We start from the raw sequence: 21,113 nt of genomic DNA, 5'->3' as shown, positions 1-21,113 counted from the left end.
GAATGGAAATGATCGAGGCGATCGGACTTACAAAGGAATTCCGGGTGCCGGACCCGGATGCATCGGCCAAGCGGCGCGGCTTGTTCAGCCGCCGCTCCATTCCGAAACAGGCCGTTTCGGACATCAGCTTTACGATTCCTGAAGGCGAATTCGCCGGATTCATCGGTCCGAACGGAGCCGGCAAATCCACGACCATCAAAATGCTGTCCGGAATTCTGCATCCCACCCAAGGAGAAGTCAGACTGGGGGGAATCAATCCCCACCGCAAGCGCAAGGAAGCCGCGCGCACGCTCGGCGTGCTGTTCGGCCAGCGCACCCAGCTGTGGTGGGATTTGCCGCTGCGCGATTCCTACGATATTCTGGCCGCTATGTACGGCTTGACCCCCGAACGGAAAAAAGACCGGATCGAAGAGCTTGAGAACCTGCTGCGCCTGTCGGATTTCATGGACACGCCGGTCCGCAAGCTGTCGCTCGGCCAGCGGATGAGAGGCGATCTGGCGGCGGCGATGCTGCATGAGCCGTCCATTCTCATTCTGGATGAACCGACGATCGGCCTCGATGCCGCATCCAAGCGGGATATCCGTTCTCTCCTGCGCGATATTAATGAGAGGATGCGGACGACCATCCTTCTTACGACGCATGATATGGACGATATCGAGCAGCTGTGCGGCCGGGTGCTCGTCATCAGCAAAGGCAAGCTCGACTATGATGGCGGCATCGCGCAGCTGCGGGCCCGCATCGGGCTGCCCGCCGTCATGGAGGTGACCTTCCGGCAGGCGGAGAGCGCCGCGGCCGCGGCCGGCGAGCTTCAAAGCCTGGGCGATAGCGCCACGGAGGCGGCAGGCGGACTTCATGGTCCGGAGCCGCTCTCCCCAGCTGCTGCCGGCATCCGCCTGAAATCCCTTGAAGACCGTACGCTCGTCCTTGAATGCGATCTGAAAACCTCCAGCAGCGTCCAGGTGCTTCGTGAGCTTGAAAAGTACGGGGAGCTGGAAGATATCCGGATGAGGGAGCCGGAATTCGAGGATGTCGTCCATAAGCTCTACTAACGCGGAAGGAAAGGATGACAAAGGCGCCAAGCAAACCGGAAACCGGTCTGCTTGGCGCCTTTTGGGGCTTAAAGCCAGCTGAAAGAAGACTTAAACCGATATGAGAGGTTTCTCATTTTATTCTCACAAAAGGCCAGAAAGCCGCATGAAATCTAGTTCTTAGGTCTCAGAGGAAAGGGTTGGCAGCTTTCAGCTGTGTTATGGTGTTTATGCGGAATTGATCAGCCGCTCCAATACTTCCACAAGAAGAGAGGAATCATACATCATGAAATACAACCTCAACCAACTTACAAAAAAAATCGCAGCCGCTGCGATTGCACTTAGCATCGCCATTTCCGGAGGCGCTCTCCTGTCGGCACCGAAAGCAGAGGCGGCAACCGCATCGGCTTCCTCGAAAGCCACGACCGTCATCAATGCCGCCAAAGCGCAGATGGGCACTCCTTACAAATTCGGCGCTTCGACCAGCACGACCAAGTACTTCGACTGCTCCAGCTTGATGAAGTACGCCTACAAGAAAGCAGGCATCACGCTTCCGCGTACGTCCAAAGCACAATCCAAGGTCGGCACCTACGTCTCCAAGAGCAATCTCAAGCCCGGGGATCTCGTCTTCTTCTACTCTCCTGTAACGCATGTCGGCATGTACATCGGCGGCGGCAAAATCGTTCACACCTACGGCAAGCCGGGCGTCACGACCAGTACCATCAACTCCGGCTGGTGGAAAGACCACTACAACACGGCTCGCCGCGTCCTCTAGGACAAGCTCGGCCGCTGCCGGATCGATCAGCTCCCTTCGGGGAGCTTTTTTTGTCTTCCCGAGGAAATGCTGCGGGATCACAATGCGCACAGAAGCAGTCTGCCCATTGTCTTTTTCCTCTATGTTACCTTTGACGCATCTCCGGGCTCTACGGTTGCAGGCAATCCGTGGAAGCCGGCTTCCCATGAAAAAAAGCGCGCTCCTACGAGCGCGCTTCTTCCTTGAGCGGGAGCCACGCCAGCACGCGCTGGATCGCCGCATCCCAATATCCCCATTCATGCTCGCCCGGTCCTTCCTCATAATGAAGCGGCAGGCCGAGACGAAGAGCATGCTCCTTGAACTCGACGTTCTCTTCATACAAGAAGTCCTCGGTTCCGCAGCATTGATACAGCATCGGCTGCCGCTCCGCCGGGAGCGCCGCCGTCTGCTCCGCCAAGTGGAACAGATCATTGATGCTGCCGGGAAGCTGCTCCTCCGGACCGAATATATTCTCGATCTCCTGACGTTCCGTCACGCCCTGATCGTATCGGCGGCGGGTGTCCATCGCCCCTGACAAGCTGGCGACGGCCGCGAAACGGTCCGGGCGCGCAAGGCCCAGCTTCATCGCTCCGTATCCGCCCATAGACAGGCCGGCTGCAAAGCTGTCTTCCCGCTGTCGCGAGATCGGGAAGAACTGGCAGGCGAGCTCCGGCAGCTCCTCGCTTACGAAGGTCCAGTACCGCCCGCCGCGATGCATGTCCGTGTAGAAGCCGCGATGCACGGCCGGCATGACGACGGCAAGGCCGAGTCCGGCTGCATACCGTTCAATGGATGTGCGCCTCAGCCAGATGGAATGGTCGTCCGAAAGGCCATGGAGAAGGTACAGCACCGGGTAGCGGCCGCCTTCTCCCGCCTTTCCTTCCATCCCGATCTGACGGGTCGTCTGCTGCGGCAGGATTACGTTCATGGAACAGGACAAGCCGAGAACGTCGGAGAAAAAATCGCATTGGATAAGTGCCATCGAAAGACTTCCCTTCATCGATAGATTAGCGGGATGCGAGATCCCAGATCTGCTTGAGGATCAACAACGAGCTGACGGCAATGAACAGGGGCCGAACGTACTTGGCTCCCTGGCGGATGGCGAGCCGGGATCCGGCGAGCGAGCCGGCGACCATGAAGACGCCCATCGTCAGGCCGATTGTCCAATCGATGCTTCCCAGGCCTGCGAACGTAATGAGGCTGGCGATGTTGCTGCCGAAGTTGAGCACCTTGGCATTTCCCGCCGCTCGGACGAAGTCGAACCCTGCCATAAGGAAGGCGAAGATGAGGAACGATCCCGTTCCGGGTCCGAAAAAGCCGTCGTAGCCGCCGATGAGCAGAGCCGCGGCAGCCAGCAGCAGGCCCGCCCGGCGTGTCAGGCTGCCGCGGTAAACGCCTTCGCCGCCCCAGCTGCGCTTGAGCAGCGTATATACGGTGATGGCCAGCAGCAGCACCACGACAAGCGGCTTCAGCCATGCGGATGGCACCGCTTGCAAGAGCAGCGTGCCGCATGCTGAGCCGATGAGTGTCAGCGGGAACAGCCGCTTGACGACACTCATCTCCACCTTGCCGGATCGCATGAAAGCAAGCGTGCTCGTAAGCGAGCCCATCGTGCCGGCAAGCTTGTTCGTCCCGAGCGCCAGATGCGGCGGCAGTCCGGCCGTCAGCAGGACGGGCACGGAGACGAGGCCTCCGCCTCCGACGACAGAATCGACAAATGCGGCCAGAAAACCCCCGGCCGCCACTAAAGCGAAGATGTCCCCTGTCATGAATGTTTTCGACCCCGTTTGTCATAAAGTGGACGGCAAGTGAGTTCATTGTAAAGCGAACGGGGCATGGATGTCCATGCCCCGTCGGGATGTTCAGGCTTCTGCAGCTGCTTTGGTTCCCGCTCCCGGCCCCGCCTTCTTTCCGGTCGGCTTGCGGCGCGCTCCCTCGTTCACTTCCAATCGCTTGGAAAGCAGGGAGAGGCCGTAGTTGACGAGGAAGTAGAGGAGGGCGGCGAGGAAGATAACCGGGAAGAAGTATGATTCCTGCTGGCCTCTCACAATGCCTACATTGTGCATGAGCTCCGGCGCGGAAATAATGACGGCCAGTGACGTGTCCTTCAGCAGCGAGATGAACTGGCTGACTGTAGGCGGAACCATCCGGCGAAGACCTATCGGCAAAATGATATGCCGGAGGGTCTGGATGTACGTGAGACCCGAGGAGCGCGCTGCTTCAATCAGTCCTTTATGGACAGACGCCAGCCCGCTGCGGACAATTTCGGAAATCATCGCAGCCTCGAATGCCGTCAGTGCCAATACAGACGCCCAGAAAATCGATAGTTTGATGCCCATCTGGGGAAGCGCGATATAGGCAAACAAAATGAGCAGCAGCAGCGGCAAATTGCGGAGTGTCTCTACAATCGCGCCGACGATAGCCGACAAAACCGGAATTCGCGCGTAACGGATGACTCCGCTCGCAACGCCCAGAACAAAGCTCAATATTATAGCAACAAAGGCAAGTTTCAGCGTATAGCCGAAGCCTTCCAGTATAAATCGCAGATTATGCCAGGAATAGGCGCCTCCAAAGTCCATATGTCGCGTCCTCCTCCCGACCTAAGCCGCATTGGCCATCCGCCGCTCCAATACGCGGGTCGCATAGGCAAGCGGAAAAGTCAAAATAAGATAAAACATTCCTACGAACAAGTACGTGCTGACCGCATCGTAAGTGTCCAGATTTACTTGATCGCCGAAATACATGAGATCCAATCCGGCGAATACTCCCAGGATGGAGGAGTTTTTGACCAAGTTCAGGAACTGGTTGCTGATCGGCGGAATTACGATACGGACTGCCTGAGGCAGAATGATGAATCTCATGGCCTGAACGTACGTCAATCCCGTCGAGCGGGCTGCCTCCATCTGCCCTGCCGGTACGGACTGGATTCCGGCACGGATCGCTTCGGCAATGAAGGAAGACGTGTATACCATAAGTCCCAGAGTTCCGGAGGTAAACCCATCCAGTTGAAGCCCAAACGAAGACAGACCGTAATAGAAAAGGAAAACGACCAGAAGCAGTGGAATATTGCGGAAAAATTCCACATAAGCCGTGCCGAAGCCGCGAAGAGCCGCAAAAGGCGAAATGCGGAACACAGCGATCAGCGTGCCGAGCACGAAACTGCCTGCCAGCCCAAGCAGGCTGGCATAGATCGTATACTTGAATCCTTCGAGGTAATCGTCCATGTTGTTGGTCAGTACCGAGAAGTCCAGCATAGGCCTACTCCGTCGGAGGCTTCTCGCCTATCCATTTTTCATAGATGGTGGCGTATTCGCCGCTGTCCTTCATTTCTTTCAGCGTTTCGTTGACCAGAGCGACAAGGTCGGTATTGCCTTTCTTGGCGGCGATGCCATAAGGCTCATCCGTGAACGTGCCGCCTACGACCGTGTAGCCCGGATCTTGCTTGGCCATGCCGTACAGAATGGCGTTGTCGGTCGTGAGCGTATCTCCTTTGCCCGCCTTCAGAGCGGCGAAAGCTTCCTGGTAATTCTCGAACTGCATCACGCGCAAGCCCGGGACCTTGTCTTCGATGTTCTTGATTGAAGTCGCTCCTTTGACGCCAAGCACCTTGGAATCCTTCGTGATGTCCTTCAGGCCTGTGATCGGGCTGCCTTGCTTGACGAGCAGCGACTGGCCGGCTTTGAAGTACACGTCGGAGAAGTCGACCTGCTTCTTGCGCTCGTCGGTAATCGTCATCGTCGCGACGATGAGATCGATGTCGCCGTTGTCGAGCATCTGGATGCGGGTCTTGCTCGTTACTTCCTTGAGCTCGATCTTGCTCTCGTCGCCGAAGATCTTCTTGGCGATCGCCTTGGAGATGTCGATGTCGAAGCCTTCGACGTTGCCGGAAGCCGTATCCTTGAGGCCGAACAGCTTCGTGTCGTATTTGACGCCGACGATGAGCTTGCCGCGGTCCTTGATATCCTTGATGACGCCTGATTCCTCGCTGCCTCCAGCGGAACCGTTGCTTGCGGAGCCGCCTCCATTGTTATCGTTTTTCGCGCCGCATCCGGAAACCACGAGGGCAACTGCCAGCAGCAGAGACGCGCCTGCGCCCCAAAGCTTGTTTTTCTTCATTGTCCGTTTCCCCTTTTCTTTATCTGGTTTAGTGGTTGATGACCCGGCTCAGGAAGTCGCGGGCGCGAGGCTGCTGCGGACGTTCGAAGAAGTCCGCCGGCTTCGCTTCCTCGACGATCCGTCCGCCGTCCATGAACACGACCCGGTCCGCCACTTCGCGGGCAAAGCCCATCTCATGGGTAACGACGACCATTGTCATGCCTTCCTTGGCAAGCAGCTTCATGACGCTGAGCACCTCTCCGATGACCTCCGGATCCAGCGCCGAGGTCGGCTCGTCGAACAGCATGATCTTGGGCTTCATGGCCAGGCCTCTGGCAATGGCAACCCGCTGCTGCTGGCCGCCCGACAGCTCGGACGGGTATGAATCCGCCTTGTCGGGAATGCCGACCTTTTCGAGATACATCTTGGCGGTCTTGCGCGCTTCTTCCTTGCTTACCCCTCCGGCATTCACCGGAGCGAGCGTAATATTGTCGATGACCTTGAGATGCGGATACAGGTTGAAATGCTGGAAAACCATGCCGATGCGGCGGCGGAGAGCGTTGATGTCCGTCCCCTTGTCATGCACGGCCGCGCCGTCCACCTCAAGCACGCCGTCCGAGATGTCCTCCAGCCGGTTGATGCAGCGCAGAAGCGTGCTTTTGCCCGATCCGGAAGGCCCGATGATGACGACGACCTCGCCTTCGGCGATATCGAGGCTGATGTCCTGAAGGACATGAAAATTCCCGAAGTGCTTGTTGACCTGCCGGAAAGAAATCATGGCATACCTCCGTTCCGATAAAGTGAAAGTAAGAGGCTGATCGTGCTGTTACGCTTTTTTCAATAAGAATATGTTAACTATCATAACTTATAATCTGCTCATTTTGAACTATATGCCGAAAATTTTCTCCTCCATGTCATAGCAAGCGGTTACAAAAAGAAATGAATTCTTACTCATGAAAGATATTTTCCCATGAATAAGAAAGATTTTAGCCCTTTAGGCCCAGGTTCTTCCATTAAGCCTCTATACCCGGTTTCTTCAGCCTCATAAACAGCGCTGCCGCCGATTGCATCGCATAGACGGTCTCGACCGGCTGGCCGTTCTCCAGAATGACAAGCGCGGGCACGCTTCGGATTTGCCACTTCTCGCGCAGCTTCGGAGCGAAGTTGATATTGATTTTGCTCACCGGCACCGTGCCGCCGATGGAAGCGGCAGCTTCCAGCAGCCTCTCCGCCACCCGGCATGTTCCGCATAAGGGGGTCGAAAAGAAAAGAGCCTCCCTGCGGTGGATGCGCCCAAGCGCGAGGAAGGTGTTTTCGTTCATTTCCGTCAAAGCCATCCGTTCTTTCCTGCCTTCCTTTGGGACAGAAAGCCTAACCTTCCTGCTCGTAATTGATTATATGCTCCTGCTTCATTCGAATATAATCCGGGTCTTTCCGGGCTGAATCCCAGGCTTCCTTGAAAATAGCTGCGGAACGGGCCTTAACCTCGTCGATTTCCCGCGGCAATTCCTTTCCCGTCTCCGGGTCGTACTTGCGGCCGCTCCGATGATTGGCGTACCTTCTCGCTCTCGTATAGCCCATCTGCAGAAATTTGCGTGCCATGTCCATGCCGGGAAAGTCAGCTGTTTCCTTATAACCGCGAAACAGCTCCAGGATCTTTCGGGAGGACTCCTCCGCTGCATCCGGTGTTTTGAAACGCCAAAAAGGAAGAATCTCGCTCTTGTACGGCTCGATCATGAGCACGCCCTGCTCTCCCCTGCCGACCGTGTACAGTTCGGGCCGACTGCGGAAATCGATGGCTGCGAAATCCATTCCGTAGTCGAATTTCCTACCTTTCCTCACCGTCATCGGCGTTCCTCCTTGACGGCGCCCCGGAAGCCGAAACCGCCCGGCAAGAAGCTTGGATCGCTTCCTCCTCGCCATACAGCAGCACGAAGTCGCCGGCTTCGATCGGCGTCTCCCAACGGTCCTTGCGGATCTTGCGGCCGTCGCGCTTGATGGCCAGAGGGACGATCTCCTCGCCCTCGGGCAGCGCTTCCCTCAAGGTCAAGCCGAGCCATGGCGAATCCTCCGCGATCTGGATGCCCATGACGTCCTCCTGGTGCAGGTCGTCCGCCAGCTCCTCCACCGGAACCGGAGCTCCTTCCGTATGGGACGGAACCCGGTTCGCGATCCAGTGGGCGACTCGGCGGTTGACCGCAGGCACTCTCAGAAGAAGCCAGGCGCAGGCGAGCAGGGCAGCCACAGCCGCCAGCACGGACATATGGTCGTTCTCGGAGATGAGGCTGCTGATGACCGAGATAAGCACCGCCAAGGAGAAGGCGCCGAATAGAATGAGCGCCAGACCGATCCGGCGGCGGACAGGGTGGCGCAGGACGAGCTCCGATTCGGACGTCGTGAAGCCTGCCCCTGTCAGCATGGAAGCAGCCTGGAAGCTGGACTGGCTCGGCTCCATTCCGGTCATGACGAGCAGGATCGTGCTTAGACGGAGCACCATCAGGATAATCAGCAAGTAAAGCGCGATAAAGGCATAGCCCATGGATGTCGGCACCTTTCCTGTTCCCTTGTCCGGGAGCGCGTGTCGGATCGCCGGCAGCTTACGGTTCCCCCGGATCGGCCGCCCGCATCGTTCCCTTACCTTTCTTCTACCCGAGAAGGGTCCGTCTCATTCAACCTCTCTCAGGAACGCGACGCCAGACGTCTGTAGGCGATCAGGACCAGCCCGAGAAAAGCGATATACCCCACTGCCAGGGCGACGATGCGGGAAGGATGGGCGGCAAGGCTTTGGCCGGCGTACGCATAGACAAGCATGGCGGGCACCTTGCCAAGCGCCGAAGCCGCCGCATACAGCGCGAAAGGAATCCCCGCGACGGCGGCATAAGCGTTGACCGCATACTGCGGAATGACCGGAATCATCCTGGCGATCAGGATGGACAGGAAGGGATGGCGCTCCGTCATGCGCACGAAGCCGTCCAGATGCCTGACCTTGCCCAGCCACTGGCGTCCCTTGTCCTGGAAGAAATAGCGCAGCGCGCCGAACATCAGCAGCGCCGCTGTCCATGCCCCGAACAGGCTGATGAGCCCTCCCGCGAGAGGACCGTACATATAGCCAAGCGCGCCGATCACGATTCCGTACGGAATAATCGGAAAGAAAGCGAAGCCTGCCGCCGCCAGGGCCATCAGCGCCGCCGGGGCGTTGCCAGCCTTCATCCAGGCGATAATCGGCTGATGATAGAAGTAGACGGCCGCCAGAACGGCGGCATATGCGGCTGCCGACAGCCATTTGAATTTGTTCATCCCGGCTCCCGCCTCCTTATGTTTTCATTCTACATACAGTCCGGTTAGAAACTCAAATTAGGGCTACACGGCGGGCAATGCTTCTTCTGCCAGAACCAGATGGAGAGCCAATGCGGCCACTCCAACGACAATCACGATACAGGCGCCTACTTCGTCTATTCCGATACAGCCTGTTCGAGTGGAACATCAGTCTGCGCATGGGCCAGGCCCCCGTCATCCACTACGTGCCCGAGCTGTACAAGCAGATCAAGGAAGGCGTGTTCGATCCGACGGATAGCATCACCCACCGCCTGCCGCTCAGCGAGGCGGAGCATCAATACGATGTGTTCGACACCAAGAAGGAAGACTGCATCAAGGTCGCTTTGAAACCGTAACAGATGATCAAAACAAACAGGCTGCCGGTTATCTCCTGCAAGGTTGAAGGAGTTCTCCGGCAGCCTTTTTTTCCGGCGTCGATCTATCGATTGTTCAACTTTTTCTCCATGCACAGGCTGGATTCGCAGCCGGCGTATTCGCCGTATGCCGGAATGACCTCGTAGCCGAACTTGCTGTACAAGCCGACCGCTTCCGGCTGCGCCTCCCCGGTCTCCAGTCTCATGACGGCATGTCCGGCCTCGGCTGCCTTGCGCTCCAGATAGGCCAGCATGCGGGAAGCGATGCCCAGCTTGCGGCTGTCCCTCTCCACGAAGAAGCGCTTGATCTCCGCATACGGCTCTTCCAGAGGACGGAACGCCCCGCAGGCGACCGGACGGCTGCCGAGATAGGCGACTGCGAACGTCGTCTCATCCGCTTTGGGACTGTCAAAATCAAGCCCGAAAATCTCATCGGCGGGATAACGCTCCAGCAGCTCCTCGTCGAGCCTGCCTATCAGCTCATGCAGATCCCGGTCCCGCTTGCCGACGATTACGATCTCGAATTTCTCTTCACGGATGATTTCCGTTTTCTGATCAGGGGTCATAGGTTCCATTTCTCCTCACACTCTCCTTGTCCACTCTCTGTCTAATCCCAGTATAATCGCATGTCCGGAATTCGAATAGAAGCCTCTGCGAGGAGGAAAAGGGAAAGAACATTTCTCATAAGAAAAAGAAGGCGGACATATCCTCTTAGTCCAGTCTTATTTGGTCCAAAGGAGGTCCAGCATGCCTTATATTGAAACCCGGGACGGCACCGCCCTCTATGTCCATGTCTCCGGCCCCTCCGCAGGCGTTCCCTTGCTGCTGGTTCACGGATGGCCTCTGAACCATCGGATCTTCGATGCGCAGCTGGCGCGGCTGCCCGCTCTCGGCTATCGATGCATCGCTCCGGATTTGAGAGGCTTCGGCCGTTCGGACGCCGCATGGAACGGTTATTCCCATGACCAGACCGCTGACGATTTGGAAGATATCAGACAGTCGCTCCGCCTTGAACGATTTGTGCTGGCCGGCTTCTCCACCGGAGGAGGAGCCTCGATCCGGTATGCGGTCCGCCACGGCAAGCAGAAGCTGGCCGGACTCGCCCTTGTCTCCGCCGCCGTCTCCCTTGCCAGGAGCGCCGAGTGGCCCCATGGCTTGAATGCGGCTCAAACGAAGGATCTGATCGACAAAGCCAAGGCCGACCGTCCGGCTATGGTGACCGGGTATGCCAAACAAATGTTTTACCGCTACCACAGCCCCGAATTCATGAGCTGGTTCGCCTCGCTCGGGCTGGAAGCCTCGCTGGCCGGAACCGTCTCGGGGGCCGAGGCGGCGCTGGCCGAGGATTTGAGCGGAGAGCTGAACAGGCTCGCAGGGCTGCCTTCCGCCGTCTTTTACGGCGTTCACGACCGCATTGTCCCGCGAGCCGCCTCCGAACAGCTCGCGGCCGCTCTGCCCGGAGCGGCCGCCTATCGGTTCGAGAAGAGCGGGCACGGCCTGCTGTTCGACGAGGCGGAGCTGTTCCAGCGCAGGCTGGAGGATTTCCTGGCGGCAGTCCGGCCGCAAGCATGAGAAGCTTGGAAGACGATGAAAGGCTGGAGCGAGAAGATGGTGAGAAGCTGGTGCGAGATGCTGGAGTGTGAAGCTGGGGCGTGAAGCTGGAGCGTGGAGCTGGAGCGTGGAGCTGGAGCGTGGAGCTGGAGCGTGAAGCTGGAGCGTGAAGCTGGAGCGTGAAGCTGGGGCGTGAAGCTGGGGCGTGAAGCTGGAGCGTGAAGGCTGAAGGACCGGGTAAGAGAGGTTTCGCTCGGCCATACAAGGAAAAGGCAGCCGGAAGTTCCGGCTGCCTTTTTGTCTATTGGGACCTAAGCGCTCGCATCCCGCAGCTCAGCGGAGTACGGCTGCCGGCGGCTCGCTCCAGACCAAGCCGGTCTGTTGCTGGCTCCATCGCCAGAGCCGAGCGGCCATTTCTTCATCCAAAGCCTTGCGGGAAGGCTCGGCCGGCTTGCTTTTGATATAATACAGGCTTCCTTCCTCTTCTCCCTCTTCCGACAGTGCCAGGTAGATGGCCGTAGAAGCGCCTGCCTCAGCCGTCTGGAAGAACGGGTTCAGCAGCTTGTAGACAGCCTTGCCGAAGCCGGTGTCGCGGCTGACGCCAAGACTGGTCGAAACGGCCCCCGGATGAAGGGCATGCACGTGAATCCCTCGATCGCTGTAGCGCTTCCTCAGCTCCAGCGCGAACAGCAGGTTTGCGAGCTTGGACTGGGCATACCCCTTGACGACATTGAACCCTTTTGTAAGATGCGGGTCGGGAAAATGAATGCTGCCCGCCTTATGGGCGCCGGAGGAGACGATTACGATCCGTGAGCTCCCCGCTGCAAGGAGCGGTTCCATCAATCCGTGGACGAGCGCGAAATGACCCAGATGGTTCACGCCGATCATCCGCTCGAAGCCGTCCTCCGTCGTCTCCCGCTTCACGGTGACAACCCCGGCATTGTTCACGAGCACGTCAAGCCGGGAGTAGCGGGCACGGAAATCTTCGGTGAACCGGTTAATGCTGTCGAGAGAACCGAGATCGGCTGTCATCAGCATGATATCTCCCGATCCGCTGCGCCGGATGGCTTCCTCCCTCGCCTCCGCTCCGCGCCGAGCGTCGCGGCAAAGCATGACGACCTTTGCTCCCGATCGGGCAAGCTCGACGGTCGTAGCCAGACCCATGCCGGAATTCGCTCCGGTAACGAGCATCAACGGCTGCTGCATGGCTGCGCCTCCTCTCCAGAATAGCCTGAATCCGGTCAAGCCTGCACGATACGGATCTATCTCCGCTCGCCGCCGGCTCCAAATCCCGGCCTCTGCGTTCAAACTATGTCCTATTACCCAAGAAGGAGAATAAGCAAGCTTCGAAATCCGGGAGGCAAGCTTGCTGTCCGAAGACAGGCTCACTATCCGGTGGCAAGCCTTCATTCCGAATTAAGCTCCAATGGCCGGCTGTCAGCCGCCGCCCTTCCGATACTCGTAGTTCTCCTTGCACAGCTGCAGCAGCGCATGCTTCAATCCGCGCTTGGGCTGCGTAATGAGAAGCGGGCGGGCCCGGCCTTCTCCGGGCATGCGGAGCGCCCTGCGAACCGCTCCCGGATCGGACACGGCATTGACGATGAGCTCGTCCGGCTTGGTGTTGTGCCGATAACGATGGATCAGGAAACGGTCGCAGGCCGCCTCGCCGTACCCGCGCTCCAGCTCGTGCAGCTGCAGGTCTCGGAGCATGCCTTCCTGAACCTTGGCGATCATGACGCCTTCCTCGCCGAAGTACAGAACCTCCTGGTTCACATTCGTCTCGCGGTCGACGATCTGCTTGTCCGGCGTTTTCTCAAGGTTGCGGATATGGCCCAGCATATTCTGGGCTTTCTCGAATTTCAGCTGCTCGGCATATTCGCCCATTTGACGGTACATCTGCGCGATCAGCGCCTCCTTGCTGCCGCTGAACAGCAGCTCGGATACCTGCTTGACCTTCTCGCCGTACTCCTCCTCGGTGATATGGCCTTCGCATATTCCGCTGCATTTGCCGATGTGGTAGAGCAGGCAAGCCCGCTTGGGCAGCTTGGTGCAGGAACGCAGCTTGTAGTGGTCGGCGACGAACTCCAGCAGCTCGTTGCGGAAGCGGGCGCTCGCGAACGGCCCGAAGCGCTTCGGCTCCAGTCCCGCATTCGTCGCCCTGTTCTTGCCCGCAGCCGAGGCTGTTGAAGCTGAAGAGTTCCACCCGCTTCTTGATGCGCCGGGAGCGTTAGGCTCGTTCGAGGCGTTCAAGGCGCCCGGAGCATTCGATTCTTTGGACTGGAAGGGCCGGCATGTTTGACCAGCCGCCTCGGCGGAAGAGGCGGTCTCGCTCCCCTGCTCGCGGCGGTCGCGATAGTAAACGTCCAGCCTTGGAATCCTTTCGGCGGTCAGCATCAGGTAGGCGTAGCCGCTATTGTCCTTTTTCAGCGCTCGATTGTAAGGCGGCTTATGAATCTTGATCAGATTGTTTTCCAGCAGCAGGCTCTCGGTTTCGTTGTTGACGAGCAGCACTTCGATGGAATCGATGAGGCCGACAAGCTCTCTCAGCCGCTTGCGTTTATGATTGGTATGAAAATAGGAACGCAGACGGCTCCTCAGCTTCTTGGACTTGCCGACATACAGCAGACGGCCCGATGCGTCGCGCATCAGGTAGCAGCCGGGCGTGTCGGGATAATCCCCGGCCTTGAACTGGAACGGCATCGCCTGTCCTCCTCCGTTGTTCGGCGGCTCCAAACATTTGTTCTAGAGCCTCATTTTAACGCCGGTATACGGAAAAAGGAAGATGATGAGCCATTCCGTCAATAAAATGTAAAAAAGTGGATTCATGCGGGCCGATTTGATACGCTGTCACCGACAACGGACATAAGGAGAAAGGAGGGTTTCCATGATTCGAAACAATCCCAGCGCCATCATAGAAAGAGACGTGGGCGCTTCGTACGAACTGGTCTGGTGCCTCTACGGTATCGTCCGGATTTGCGCAGCCCTTTGCGGCGGTCGCAGCAACCGGTTGGAGAGCTGGAAAGTCTCGCTTGGCGAAAGGCTGGATCGCGCTGGGCGGCTCGACTGTAAGAACCGCCGCATGTAGACACTGAACCCGTCCAACGTCCACTGGCCGATATCCGAATCGTCATGACAAAGATCGGCCACCCGTCCGAAACGGGCTCGGCAACTGTTACGCTGATTAGCGTTTCCGGAATTTCACGGTCAGGTCCGGTGAATGGGCCACGACAACATGCACACTCAGATTGTCGGAGAACCCGCTCCATTTCTGGACATCCTAAACGCTGGCTTCCAATTAAACTCAAGGAATAAGACGAAAAATTCGTCTTACTCGTTCCTATCTCCCCTAAACTCAGAATAAGGCGGAAAATTCGTCTAAATCGTTCCTATTTCCCCTAAACTCATGGAATAAGACGAAAAATCGTCTTACTCGTTCCTATTTTTCCTAAACTCATAGAATAAGACGAAAAATTCGTCTAAATCGTTCCTATTCCCCCTAAACTCAAGGAATAAGACGAAAAATTCGTCTTACTCGTTCCCATATCCCCTAAACTCATGGAATAAGACGAAAAATTCGTCTTACTCGTTCCTATTTTTCCTAAACTCAAGGAATAAGACGAAAAATTCGTCTTACTCGTTCCTATTTTTCCTAAACTCATAGAATAAGACGAAAAATTCGTCTTACTCGTTCCTATTTTTCCTAAACTCATAGAATAAGACGAAAAATTCGTCTTACTCGTTCCTATTTTTCCTAAACTCATAGAATAAGACGAAAAATTCGTCTTACTCGTTCCCATCTCCCCTAAACTCAAGAAATAAGACGAAAAATTCGTCTAACTCGTTCCTATTTGCCCTAAACTCAAAGAACAAGGCGGAAAACCCGTCTTTGTCGTTCCTACCATCATCCTATTGTATCTCCCATAATCCAACTAATAGGCCGCTTCGTCTCCTGGAGACCTCTCACGACCACAAAGAGGGCTGCCGGATCGCCGGAAGCAAAGCTTCCTGCCATTCGTCAGCCCTATCTGAACCAGACGGTTGCCCGCAACTGCTGATAAGTACAGCCACAGCCTGTTTCCAATGCGCAGCAAAACGTTCCCCTTCTCCTACATTCTACATTCTACATTCCTACATTTTACATCCCTACATTCCTACATTCTGCATTCCTACATTCCTGCATTCCTGCATTCCTGCATTCCTCCAACTCTATTCCCTGCTCAGCCGCTGCCTCCAAAGGCCTCAGCGCCTTGCTCCCATCCTTCTCGATCAAGCTCTTGTGAATCCAGATCGCCGCCTGGCAGCCATCGCCCATGGCGATGGAAGCCTGCTCCGAATGCGCAAGGACGTCGCCTGCAGCCCACACATGGCGGATGTTCGTCATTTTGGTGCGCGGATCCGCTTCGATATGGCGGTTCCCGTGGAGCGTGACGCCGAGCTGCGCCGCCAGTCCGGAACGCACCTCGTTGCCGCCGAAGGCGACGAAGGCCTTGCCGCCCTCGATTTCCTTGCCCGACTCCAGTACGATTCCCTGCAGCTGCTCGTCCCGGATGATCAGTCGGCGGATCGGCTCCTCCATGATTTCGACGCCCTTCTGCCGGAGCTTGTCCATGAGCTCGGGAGCGATCTCCTTCTCTTCATGGTTCACATAAACCAGATCCGGCGTCCAGTAAGTCAGGATATCCGCCATATGCGCTCCCGGATTTCCCGATCCCATGACGATCGCCCTCCGGCCCGACAGCTCGTAGCCGTCGCAATCCGGGCACACGTAGATGCTTATGCCGAGACACGGAACCAGTCCCTCGAGCGGCGGCAGCCTGTCCATGACGCCTGTCGCCAGCAGCAGCCTCCGTCCCTCGAACCGCTCTGCGGCATCCGTCTCGATGACGAACTCTTCCGCTCCGTACGCCTTCGCTGTTACAGCTTTGCCCTTGACGAATTCGACGCCGACCTTCTCCGCCTGCTCCTTGCCCGCCTGGCGCAGCTCCGGCCCGCTGACCCCGTTCTTCCAGCCGATCAGATTCTGGTAACGAAGGCAGAAGTTCGATCTCCCGTTATCGGAATCGATGACCAGCACCTTATGGTTGTAGCGGCCCAGTTGAACCGCCGCGCTCAGTCCCGCAAGTCCGCCCCCGACAATGACGACATCGTATCGCATGACTCTTTTCGTCTCCTTCCGGCATAGCTTTCTTCCTGCTATTATTACCGAAACTCAGCTGAAGCTAATCGGCATACCCGGAATTGGCCCTGCGCCCAACTTGCCTTTGAGGGTTGGATTCCGAGAGGGGGAGGAGTAGAATGGAAGATGACGGCAACGATCGGAGAACACCGCAAGCAACCGGGTATAGGAAGAATTTTGAACCCAATATAGGCTAGAACCAGGGTCCGGCCAGCCCCCAGAAAGGACTTGATACCCCTCATGGCGGATTCATTCTTATGGAAGCGCAACCTCCTTGTGTTGTGGACCGGCGTCTTTTTTTGCAGCACGGCCTACTCGATTTCCATCCCCTTCATCCCGATTTTTCTGCATAACGAGCTTGGCGTCTCGAGCCGGCTCACCCTCTGGTCCGGTTTTGCTTTCGGCATCACGTTTCTCGCGAGCGCGCTGATCGCTCCCTACTGGGGCTCCCTCTCGGACAAATACGGCAGGCGCCCGATGCTCATCCGCTCCGGCTTCGCCCTCGCGGCCTTGTACATGCTCACCTTCTTCATCCACGATCCCTATCTGTTCCTGCTGCTCCGCGTCGGCCAGGGCCTGCTCGCCGGATACGTGCCCGCGGCAATCGCGCTCGTGGCGACCAATACTCCGGAGGAGAAGACCGGCTACGCGCTCGGCATCATGGCGACCTCCGGCGCGACAGGCGGCATTCTAGGCCCGCTCATCGGCGGCATCGTCAGCCATTACATGGGCAACCGCGAAAGCTTCGTCTTTTCGGGCTGCATCGTGCTCGTCTCCGCTCTTATTGCTGTCTTTTTCGTCAAGGAGCAGAATTTCAACCGCAAGACGGTACGCTCTTCGGTCCGTCAGGATCTGAAGGAAGCCTTCTCGAACCGCGTCTTCGTCACAATGCTGGGACTGGTCGCGCTGGGAACGTTCTCCGTCATGATCTTGGAGCCATTGCTGACTGTCTATGTGATCGAGCTCGGGGCAGGCAAGAGCGACGCCACGCTGCTCTCCGGCATCATTTTCTCCGCCGTCGGCATCGCGACGCTGATCGCGGCTCCCCAGTGGGGCAAGTTCGGCTCCCGGATCGGCTATACGAACGTGCTCGTCATCGGCCTGATGGGAGGCGGAATAGGCAACCTGCTGCAGTTTTTCTCCAGCAGCTATGTCGGCTTCGGCGTGCTCCGCTTCTTTTACGGCCTCTGCTTCGCCGGCGTATATCCGGCCCTGAACGCCATGATTGTGAAAGTGACGGAGCCGGAATTCCGCGGCCGCGCCTTCGGGCTGAACCAGTCCGCTACCCAGCTCGCGACGATGCTCGGCCCGATGATCGGAGGGCTGCTGGGCGGCTGGATTCCGATCCGATACGTGTTCGTCATCAACGGACTCATGCTCGTCGGCGCAGCCATCCTCATCCGCACCCGGCATCTCGAGCGGCGGGTAACCCGGACGGCCGAGGCCCGCAGCTGACAAGAAATGCCCAAAAAAACCAGCCGCTCAGCGGCTGGTTTTTTTGGGCAGGCTCCTTAGCGTGGATTGACGTGCATGCTTCTGCTCTGCACGTGCATGCCTTTGCTCTGTACGTTCATGCCTTTGCTCTGCCATCGGCGTGCATGGTTTTGCTTTGCCAATGGCGTGAATGCCTTTGCTCTGCACATTCATGCCTTTTGCTCTGCGCGTTGATGCTTTTCCTCTGCACGAGTGCCTCTGCCAAGGCGTGCAAGCCTTTTGCTCTGCGCGTCGATCCTTTACTCTGCACCGGCATTCATTCTTTTCGCGTGCATGGGCATCCACGGTTCAGTATGAACCCGCCATCTTGCCGCGAAGCTGCCCGCATTCAGCCGATCCATGCCGAAACCTATAGCAGGCCGACAAGCTCCAGGCCATGCTTGATGCCGTCCTCGGCTACATCCTTCGTCACATGCTTGGCAGCCTTCTGCACGCTCTCGATCGCATTGCCCATCGCCACGCTGTTGTGCACGAGCTGCAGCATCTCGATGTCGTTCAGCCCGTCGCCGAACGCGTAGACATCCTCCGGGCGGACGCCGGCAAGCTTCACGAACGTCTCGATGCCCTTGGCCTTGGAGCCGCCGAGCGGAAGCACGTCCATCGAGAACTGATGCCAGCGGATGAAGTCCAGCTCCGGGAACGTCTCCCGGTACTTCAGCTCGTCGCCGATCGTGCAGAAGAGCAGGCACTGGTAGATCTCGCGCCCGATGTAATACTCTTTGTCCCATTCCATGACCTTGTTCTTGAGCGCCAGGGAGCTCATGCTCTCGTCGATGTAGTCATGCTGCTCGATATTGGCCTTCATCGTCTCTTCGTTCATATACACGATCGGATGGTCGTTGGCCACGGCGGCATCGGTAATCCGCTGCAAATATTCCGGACGGATCGGATTGCGCACGATCACCTCGCCCTTGCGGACCGCATACTGGCCGTTGTAGCTGATGAACGACTCGATGCCGAGCTCCTCGCGGATTTCCTTGAACATGAACGGTCCGCGTCCCGTAGCGATCGCCACCTCGTGGCCCGCTTCCTGGAGCCGCCGCACGGACTCCTTGGTTGATGCCGGGATGTTCTTGTCATGGTCGAGCAGCGTTCCGTCGATATCGAAAAAGATCAGTTTGCCGGTCATGATGATTCCCCCTCTAGATTTTCTATGTCAAATGCGTTCCACGATCCTATGCGTCCACTGCCTGAAGCGCTTCGCGCAGCCGATCGGGCAGCTCCCGGCTGCGCCGCTCGGCTGCATCCATGCAGACGCTCGTCACCTCGGCGTCGGCCCTCACGACTCCCGCGGCATCCACGAGCTCCTGCTTCAGGACATAGCTGGTCCGGCCGGCGCGCCGCGGATGCGTACGCACGGTCAGGCGGTCTCCCTGCACGCATTCCCGCCTGTAGTTGATGTTGACGTTGACCGTCACCGTCTGGATGCCCATCTCGAGGAAGGCCGAGTAATCCAGTCCCGCCCGCTCGTACCAGTCTTCCCGTCCCCACTCCAGATACTCCAGGTACTTGGCGTTGTTGACATGTCCGTTCACATCGATCTCCGTGGACCGGACGACAAGCTCAAGCTCCGAAACCATCGGACCGCCCCCCTTCCTGACTACGCTTCCTTGTCCCCGACAGCCGTACGGCGGGAAGCACGCCCATTCGAAGCTGCCGCAGCCGGCTCAACCCGCGATGCAGCAAAAAATCCGCCACGAGGGACGGATTCATGTAACCGCTACCGCCGGGTCGCTTCCGCGAGCCTCGACCGGATCAGTCGGATATTTTGTTCGGCGGCGATTCTCTGCTGGAGGAGCAGGTCCTCCGAGGTCGCCGTTCCGGTGGCGAACAGGAGCGCGTCCCGGGGCTGAATGCCGTCCGCCTCGGATACTCGGCCGTTCTTGGATACCCATACACAGCTTTTCATTGCCGCATCCCTCCCAGAAATAAGCTCACCAGCCGGATCATCTGCGTGTTAGGCCCTATTATAGCATTATTCACGCTGTCTTTGTAGCGCATATAGCGGAGGTTGCTCCAGGACGGTCCCGCCGGAAAATGGAATGTCGCCACATAAGGGCCGCTGCGGACACAGTAGAAGAACTTTTGGCGGGCTTCCTTGTAGTATACGCCCTCGGCCCGGCTTCCCATGCCGTACGTGAGCGCGACATAGGAGCTCTGATCGTCCAGGGCAAAAGCCCGCACCGCCGACGTCTGTCCGCAGCAGGCGACGAAGCGCAGCTCCCCGCCCTCATGCCGGTAGAGAGACGCCCCGTTGCAGGCCTCATAATGGCCGACGGTCTCGCGGCTCCAGCTGCCATAGGCATGCTTCACCTGGCGGCCCTGCAGCCGCTGGCTCACCGTGGCCAGCCAGTCCGCCCAGCTGCCCGGAGGCTCCAGCCGAACTTGCGGCAGCAGCGCCGTCATCAGGTCGAAGCTTTGGCCGGCCTGCTCCAGCCGCAGGCTGTTGTCCATGATGGACGGCTCCAGCGGGAGCAGCAGCAGGCCGCGGCGCAGCAGATCGCTGAAGTAGCTTTTCCAGTCGATCGGAACCGCTGCCGCCAGATCCTCCACATAGATGCCGCGCTGGCGGAGGTCGTACAAGAGCAGCCAGACATAGGGATCGACATGGGCGTCCGCCTCCTCGCAGGTACGGAGAAAATCCAGCAGCCGGCCATTATCGGGATACTGGCCGGTCTCCTCGACCGAACGATCGATATAGGCATCGAGCCTGTAAGCCACCGAGGCAAAAAAGCGGGCCTTCACCTGGACGTCGGCCCAGACGAGAGCCGCGATCCCTTTGTCGAGCGCTGAGATCAGCTCCGAATGGGTCACCGTAATGCCTGAGACGGGATCGTAGGTCCCTGCCTTCGTTCCAATGAAAAGCACATAGAGGTCGGACTCCTCTACCGCTTCCAGGCATTTTTCGACCGGGTTGAGATAGGAGGGCCAAGGGCCCAGATTTTCTTCCCACATCAATGGTTCATGGCCAAGGCTCTCCAGTTCCCGGAAAGCCGTCCGCCGCAGCGGCTTCAATCCGTCCTCGCTGACGGAGCTGATGAATATTTTGGTTTTGCCCATACCGGCTTCCCTCCCGTGCGGCCGTGCAGCCAAGGCTCGTTTCCTGATTGTACCATATGAAAAGAAGGGATCGAGGGACAAAAGGCGCAATCCGAGCGCGGGCTTCATACGAAGGCGGCTGGAAGAAGCCCACCCCTAGCGCGGCACGGCTGCTTTCTGCGGAAACAGAAGACGGGCAGAAGGGCAAAACCATGCCGCATGGTTCCACTGGAAATGGAAAAAAGGCC

22 protein-coding genes and 2 pseudogenes are annotated in these 21,113 nt (G+C 57.9%); 6 read left to right on the top strand and 18 right to left on the bottom strand.

Translation table 11 applies throughout. The annotated features are described in order from the left end of the window. The first annotated feature begins 8 nt into the window (after window positions 1-8). Both VE23_RS21605 and VE23_RS21600 read left to right on the top strand, forming a co-directional pair. The gene (locus tag VE23_RS21605; protein WP_048745278.1) at window positions 9-1,049 is read left to right on the top strand and encodes an ABC transporter ATP-binding protein; all 1,041 of its coding nucleotides are present in this window, start codon (window positions 9-11) and stop codon (window positions 1,047-1,049) included. A 265-nt stretch (window positions 1,050-1,314) separates the two neighbouring features. After that, window positions 1,315-1,803 (top strand): C40 family peptidase, encoded by a 489-nt coding sequence (locus tag VE23_RS21600; RefSeq protein WP_048745279.1) that lies wholly within the window; start codon window positions 1,315-1,317, stop codon window positions 1,801-1,803. Window positions 1,804-2,005: 202 nt separating this feature from the next. Here the strand turns inward: VE23_RS21600 and VE23_RS21595 are convergent, their stop codons facing one another. The 10 genes and pseudogenes from VE23_RS21595 to VE23_RS21550 all read right to left on the bottom strand — a co-directional run bounded on the left by VE23_RS21595 (window position 2,006) and on the right by VE23_RS21550 (window position 9,213). After that, window positions 2,006-2,803 (bottom strand): alpha/beta hydrolase, encoded by a 798-nt coding sequence (locus VE23_RS21595; protein WP_048745280.1) that lies wholly within the window; start codon window positions 2,801-2,803, stop codon window positions 2,006-2,008. 25 nt (window positions 2,804-2,828) lie between these two features. Next, the gene (locus VE23_RS21590; RefSeq protein WP_021878454.1) at window positions 2,829-3,590 is read right to left on the bottom strand and encodes a TSUP family transporter; all 762 of its coding nucleotides are present in this window, start codon (window positions 3,588-3,590) and stop codon (window positions 2,829-2,831) included. Window positions 3,591-3,761: 171 nt separating this feature from the next. Then, window positions 3,762-4,400, bottom strand: a pseudogene (locus VE23_RS21585) (amino acid ABC transporter permease); the annotation flags it as partial. Window positions 4,401-4,421: 21 nt separating this feature from the next. Further along, window positions 4,422-5,075 (bottom strand): amino acid ABC transporter permease, encoded by a 654-nt coding sequence (locus VE23_RS21580; RefSeq protein ID WP_048745281.1) that lies wholly within the window; start codon window positions 5,073-5,075, stop codon window positions 4,422-4,424. A 4-nt stretch (window positions 5,076-5,079) separates the two neighbouring features. Then, a complete protein-coding gene (locus VE23_RS21575; protein WP_021878450.1) occupies window positions 5,080-5,937 on the bottom strand; it encodes a glutamate ABC transporter substrate-binding protein in 858 nt (285 codons plus the stop codon). A gap of 28 nt (window positions 5,938-5,965) precedes the next feature. Beyond that, entirely contained in the window at window positions 5,966-6,694 is a 729-nt protein-coding gene (locus tag VE23_RS21570) for an amino acid ABC transporter ATP-binding protein (RefSeq protein ID WP_049869078.1), read from the bottom strand. Between the two features lie 235 nt (window positions 6,695-6,929). Continuing rightward, window positions 6,930-7,253 (bottom strand): thioredoxin family protein, encoded by a 324-nt coding sequence (locus VE23_RS21565; protein ID WP_048745282.1) that lies wholly within the window; start codon window positions 7,251-7,253, stop codon window positions 6,930-6,932. A gap of 34 nt (window positions 7,254-7,287) precedes the next feature. Continuing rightward, a complete protein-coding gene (locus VE23_RS21560) occupies window positions 7,288-7,764 on the bottom strand; it encodes a DUF4385 domain-containing protein (RefSeq protein ID WP_048745283.1) in 477 nt (158 codons plus the stop codon). Beyond that, complete coding sequence (locus VE23_RS21555) at window positions 7,745-8,455, bottom strand: TrkA C-terminal domain-containing protein (RefSeq protein ID WP_049869077.1); 711 nt, start codon at window positions 8,453-8,455, stop codon at window positions 7,745-7,747. The genes VE23_RS21560 and VE23_RS21555 overlap by 20 nt, the downstream gene beginning before the upstream one ends. A 140-nt stretch (window positions 8,456-8,595) precedes the next feature. Then, complete coding sequence (locus tag VE23_RS21550) at window positions 8,596-9,213, bottom strand: TVP38/TMEM64 family protein (protein WP_049869075.1); 618 nt, start codon at window positions 9,211-9,213, stop codon at window positions 8,596-8,598. Window positions 9,214-9,383: 170 nt separating this feature from the next. Here VE23_RS21550 and VE23_RS26115 point away from each other — a divergent pair. After that, window positions 9,384-9,587 (top strand): annotated as a pseudogene (locus VE23_RS26115) (glutathione-dependent formaldehyde dehydrogenase); the annotation flags it as partial. 83 nt (window positions 9,588-9,670) lie between these two features. Here the strand turns inward: VE23_RS26115 and VE23_RS21545 are convergent. Beyond that, window positions 9,671-10,171, bottom strand: coding sequence for a GNAT family N-acetyltransferase (locus VE23_RS21545; protein ID WP_048745285.1), 501 nt, complete (start codon window positions 10,169-10,171; stop codon window positions 9,671-9,673). Window positions 10,172-10,352: 181 nt separating this feature from the next. On the opposite strand from VE23_RS21545, the gene VE23_RS21540 reads away from it, so the two are divergent. After that, on the top strand, window positions 10,353-11,177 hold the full coding sequence (locus VE23_RS21540; protein ID WP_049869074.1) for an alpha/beta fold hydrolase: 825 nt from the start codon (window positions 10,353-10,355) through the stop codon (window positions 11,175-11,177). 312 nt (window positions 11,178-11,489) lie between these two features. Here the strand turns inward: VE23_RS21540 and VE23_RS21535 are convergent, their stop codons facing one another. Beyond that, window positions 11,490-12,362 (bottom strand): SDR family oxidoreductase, encoded by an 873-nt coding sequence (locus tag VE23_RS21535; RefSeq protein WP_049869073.1) that lies wholly within the window; start codon window positions 12,360-12,362, stop codon window positions 11,490-11,492. 231 nt (window positions 12,363-12,593) lie between these two features. After that, window positions 12,594-13,856: a GIY-YIG nuclease family protein gene (locus VE23_RS27505; RefSeq protein ID WP_049869072.1), complete on the bottom strand. Its 1,263-nt coding sequence runs from the start codon at window positions 13,854-13,856 to the stop codon at window positions 12,594-12,596. Between the two features lie 184 nt (window positions 13,857-14,040). Between VE23_RS27505 and VE23_RS21525 the strand changes: the two genes are divergently transcribed. Further along, window positions 14,041-14,241: a hypothetical protein gene (locus VE23_RS21525; RefSeq protein WP_049869071.1), complete on the top strand. Its 201-nt coding sequence runs from the start codon at window positions 14,041-14,043 to the stop codon at window positions 14,239-14,241. A gap of 1,050 nt (window positions 14,242-15,291) precedes the next feature. Here VE23_RS21525 and VE23_RS21520 read toward each other — a convergent pair. Beyond that, window positions 15,292-16,311 (bottom strand): NAD(P)/FAD-dependent oxidoreductase, encoded by a 1,020-nt coding sequence (locus VE23_RS21520; RefSeq protein ID WP_069202509.1) that lies wholly within the window; start codon window positions 16,309-16,311, stop codon window positions 15,292-15,294. A 261-nt stretch (window positions 16,312-16,572) separates the two neighbouring features. Here VE23_RS21520 and VE23_RS21515 point away from each other — a divergent pair, with 261 nt between their 5' ends. Beyond that, window positions 16,573-17,787, top strand: a complete 1,215-nt coding sequence (locus VE23_RS21515; protein ID WP_048748632.1) for an MFS transporter — start codon at window positions 16,573-16,575, stop codon at window positions 17,785-17,787. 388 nt (window positions 17,788-18,175) lie between these two features. Here the strand turns inward: VE23_RS21515 and VE23_RS21510 are convergent, their stop codons facing one another. The 4 genes from VE23_RS21510 to VE23_RS21495 form a co-directional block, all read right to left on the bottom strand. Then, on the bottom strand, window positions 18,176-18,955 hold the full coding sequence (locus tag VE23_RS21510) for a Cof-type HAD-IIB family hydrolase (RefSeq protein WP_048748633.1): 780 nt from the start codon (window positions 18,953-18,955) through the stop codon (window positions 18,176-18,178). 46 nt (window positions 18,956-19,001) lie between these two features. Further along, on the bottom strand, window positions 19,002-19,406 hold the full coding sequence (locus VE23_RS21505) for an acyl-CoA thioesterase (protein ID WP_048748634.1): 405 nt from the start codon (window positions 19,404-19,406) through the stop codon (window positions 19,002-19,004). Between the two features lie 140 nt (window positions 19,407-19,546). Further along, window positions 19,547-19,735, bottom strand: a complete 189-nt coding sequence (locus VE23_RS21500; protein WP_021881857.1) for a hypothetical protein — start codon at window positions 19,733-19,735, stop codon at window positions 19,547-19,549. Beyond that, the gene (locus tag VE23_RS21495; RefSeq protein ID WP_049869070.1) at window positions 19,732-20,886 is read right to left on the bottom strand and encodes a DUF4062 domain-containing protein; all 1,155 of its coding nucleotides are present in this window, start codon (window positions 20,884-20,886) and stop codon (window positions 19,732-19,734) included. The genes VE23_RS21500 and VE23_RS21495 overlap by 4 nt, the downstream gene beginning before the upstream one ends. Window positions 20,887-21,113 lie beyond the last annotated feature (227 nt).

Origin of the sequence: Paenibacillus sp. D9 (assembly GCF_001188365.1) — a bacterium.
Lineage (GTDB): Bacteria > Bacillota > Bacilli > Paenibacillales > Paenibacillaceae > Paenibacillus_O > Paenibacillus_O humicus.
The sequence above is the reverse complement of the archived record's forward strand: the minus strand, read 5'-3'. Positions and strand labels throughout refer to the sequence as shown.

Excerpts from the sequence above, each read along its gene's own strand:
- VE23_RS21605 (WP_048745278.1), top strand. The coding sequence starts at position 9 with ATGATCGAGGCGATCGGACTTACAAAGGAATTCCGGGTGCCGGACCCG.
- VE23_RS21600 (WP_048745279.1), top strand. The coding sequence starts at position 1,315 with ATGAAATACAACCTCAACCAACTTACAAAAAAAATCGCAGCCGCTGCG.
- VE23_RS21595 (WP_048745280.1), bottom strand. The coding sequence starts at position 2,803 with ATGGCACTTATCCAATGCGATTTTTTCTCCGACGTTCTCGGCTTGTCC.
- VE23_RS21590 (WP_021878454.1), bottom strand. The coding sequence starts at position 3,590 with ATGACAGGGGACATCTTCGCTTTAGTGGCGGCCGGGGGTTTTCTGGCC.
- VE23_RS21580 (WP_048745281.1), bottom strand. The coding sequence starts at position 5,075 with ATGCTGGACTTCTCGGTACTGACCAACAACATGGACGATTACCTCGAA.
- VE23_RS21575 (WP_021878450.1), bottom strand. The coding sequence starts at position 5,937 with ATGAAGAAAAACAAGCTTTGGGGCGCAGGCGCGTCTCTGCTGCTGGCA.
- VE23_RS21570 (WP_049869078.1), bottom strand. The coding sequence starts at position 6,694 with ATGATTTCTTTCCGGCAGGTCAACAAGCACTTCGGGAATTTTCATGTC.
- VE23_RS21565 (WP_048745282.1), bottom strand. The coding sequence starts at position 7,253 with ATGGCTTTGACGGAAATGAACGAAAACACCTTCCTCGCGCTTGGGCGC.
- VE23_RS21560 (WP_048745283.1), bottom strand. The coding sequence starts at position 7,764 with ATGACGGTGAGGAAAGGTAGGAAATTCGACTACGGAATGGATTTCGCA.
- VE23_RS21555 (WP_049869077.1), bottom strand. The coding sequence starts at position 8,455 with ATGGGCTATGCCTTTATCGCGCTTTACTTGCTGATTATCCTGATGGTG.
- VE23_RS21550 (WP_049869075.1), bottom strand. The coding sequence starts at position 9,213 with ATGAACAAATTCAAATGGCTGTCGGCAGCCGCATATGCCGCCGTTCTG.
- VE23_RS21545 (WP_048745285.1), bottom strand. The coding sequence starts at position 10,171 with ATGACCCCTGATCAGAAAACGGAAATCATCCGTGAAGAGAAATTCGAG.
- VE23_RS21540 (WP_049869074.1), top strand. The coding sequence starts at position 10,353 with ATGCCTTATATTGAAACCCGGGACGGCACCGCCCTCTATGTCCATGTC.
- VE23_RS21535 (WP_049869073.1), bottom strand. The coding sequence starts at position 12,362 with ATGCAGCAGCCGTTGATGCTCGTTACCGGAGCGAATTCCGGCATGGGT.
- VE23_RS27505 (WP_049869072.1), bottom strand. The coding sequence starts at position 13,856 with ATGCCGTTCCAGTTCAAGGCCGGGGATTATCCCGACACGCCCGGCTGC.
- VE23_RS21525 (WP_049869071.1), top strand. The coding sequence starts at position 14,041 with ATGATTCGAAACAATCCCAGCGCCATCATAGAAAGAGACGTGGGCGCT.
- VE23_RS21520 (WP_069202509.1), bottom strand. The coding sequence starts at position 16,311 with ATGCGATACGATGTCGTCATTGTCGGGGGCGGACTTGCGGGACTGAGC.
- VE23_RS21515 (WP_048748632.1), top strand. The coding sequence starts at position 16,573 with ATGGCGGATTCATTCTTATGGAAGCGCAACCTCCTTGTGTTGTGGACC.
- VE23_RS21510 (WP_048748633.1), bottom strand. The coding sequence starts at position 18,955 with ATGACCGGCAAACTGATCTTTTTCGATATCGACGGAACGCTGCTCGAC.
- VE23_RS21505 (WP_048748634.1), bottom strand. The coding sequence starts at position 19,406 with ATGGTTTCGGAGCTTGAGCTTGTCGTCCGGTCCACGGAGATCGATGTG.
- VE23_RS21500 (WP_021881857.1), bottom strand. The coding sequence starts at position 19,735 with ATGAAAAGCTGTGTATGGGTATCCAAGAACGGCCGAGTATCCGAGGCG.
- VE23_RS21495 (WP_049869070.1), bottom strand. The coding sequence starts at position 20,886 with ATGGGCAAAACCAAAATATTCATCAGCTCCGTCAGCGAGGACGGATTG.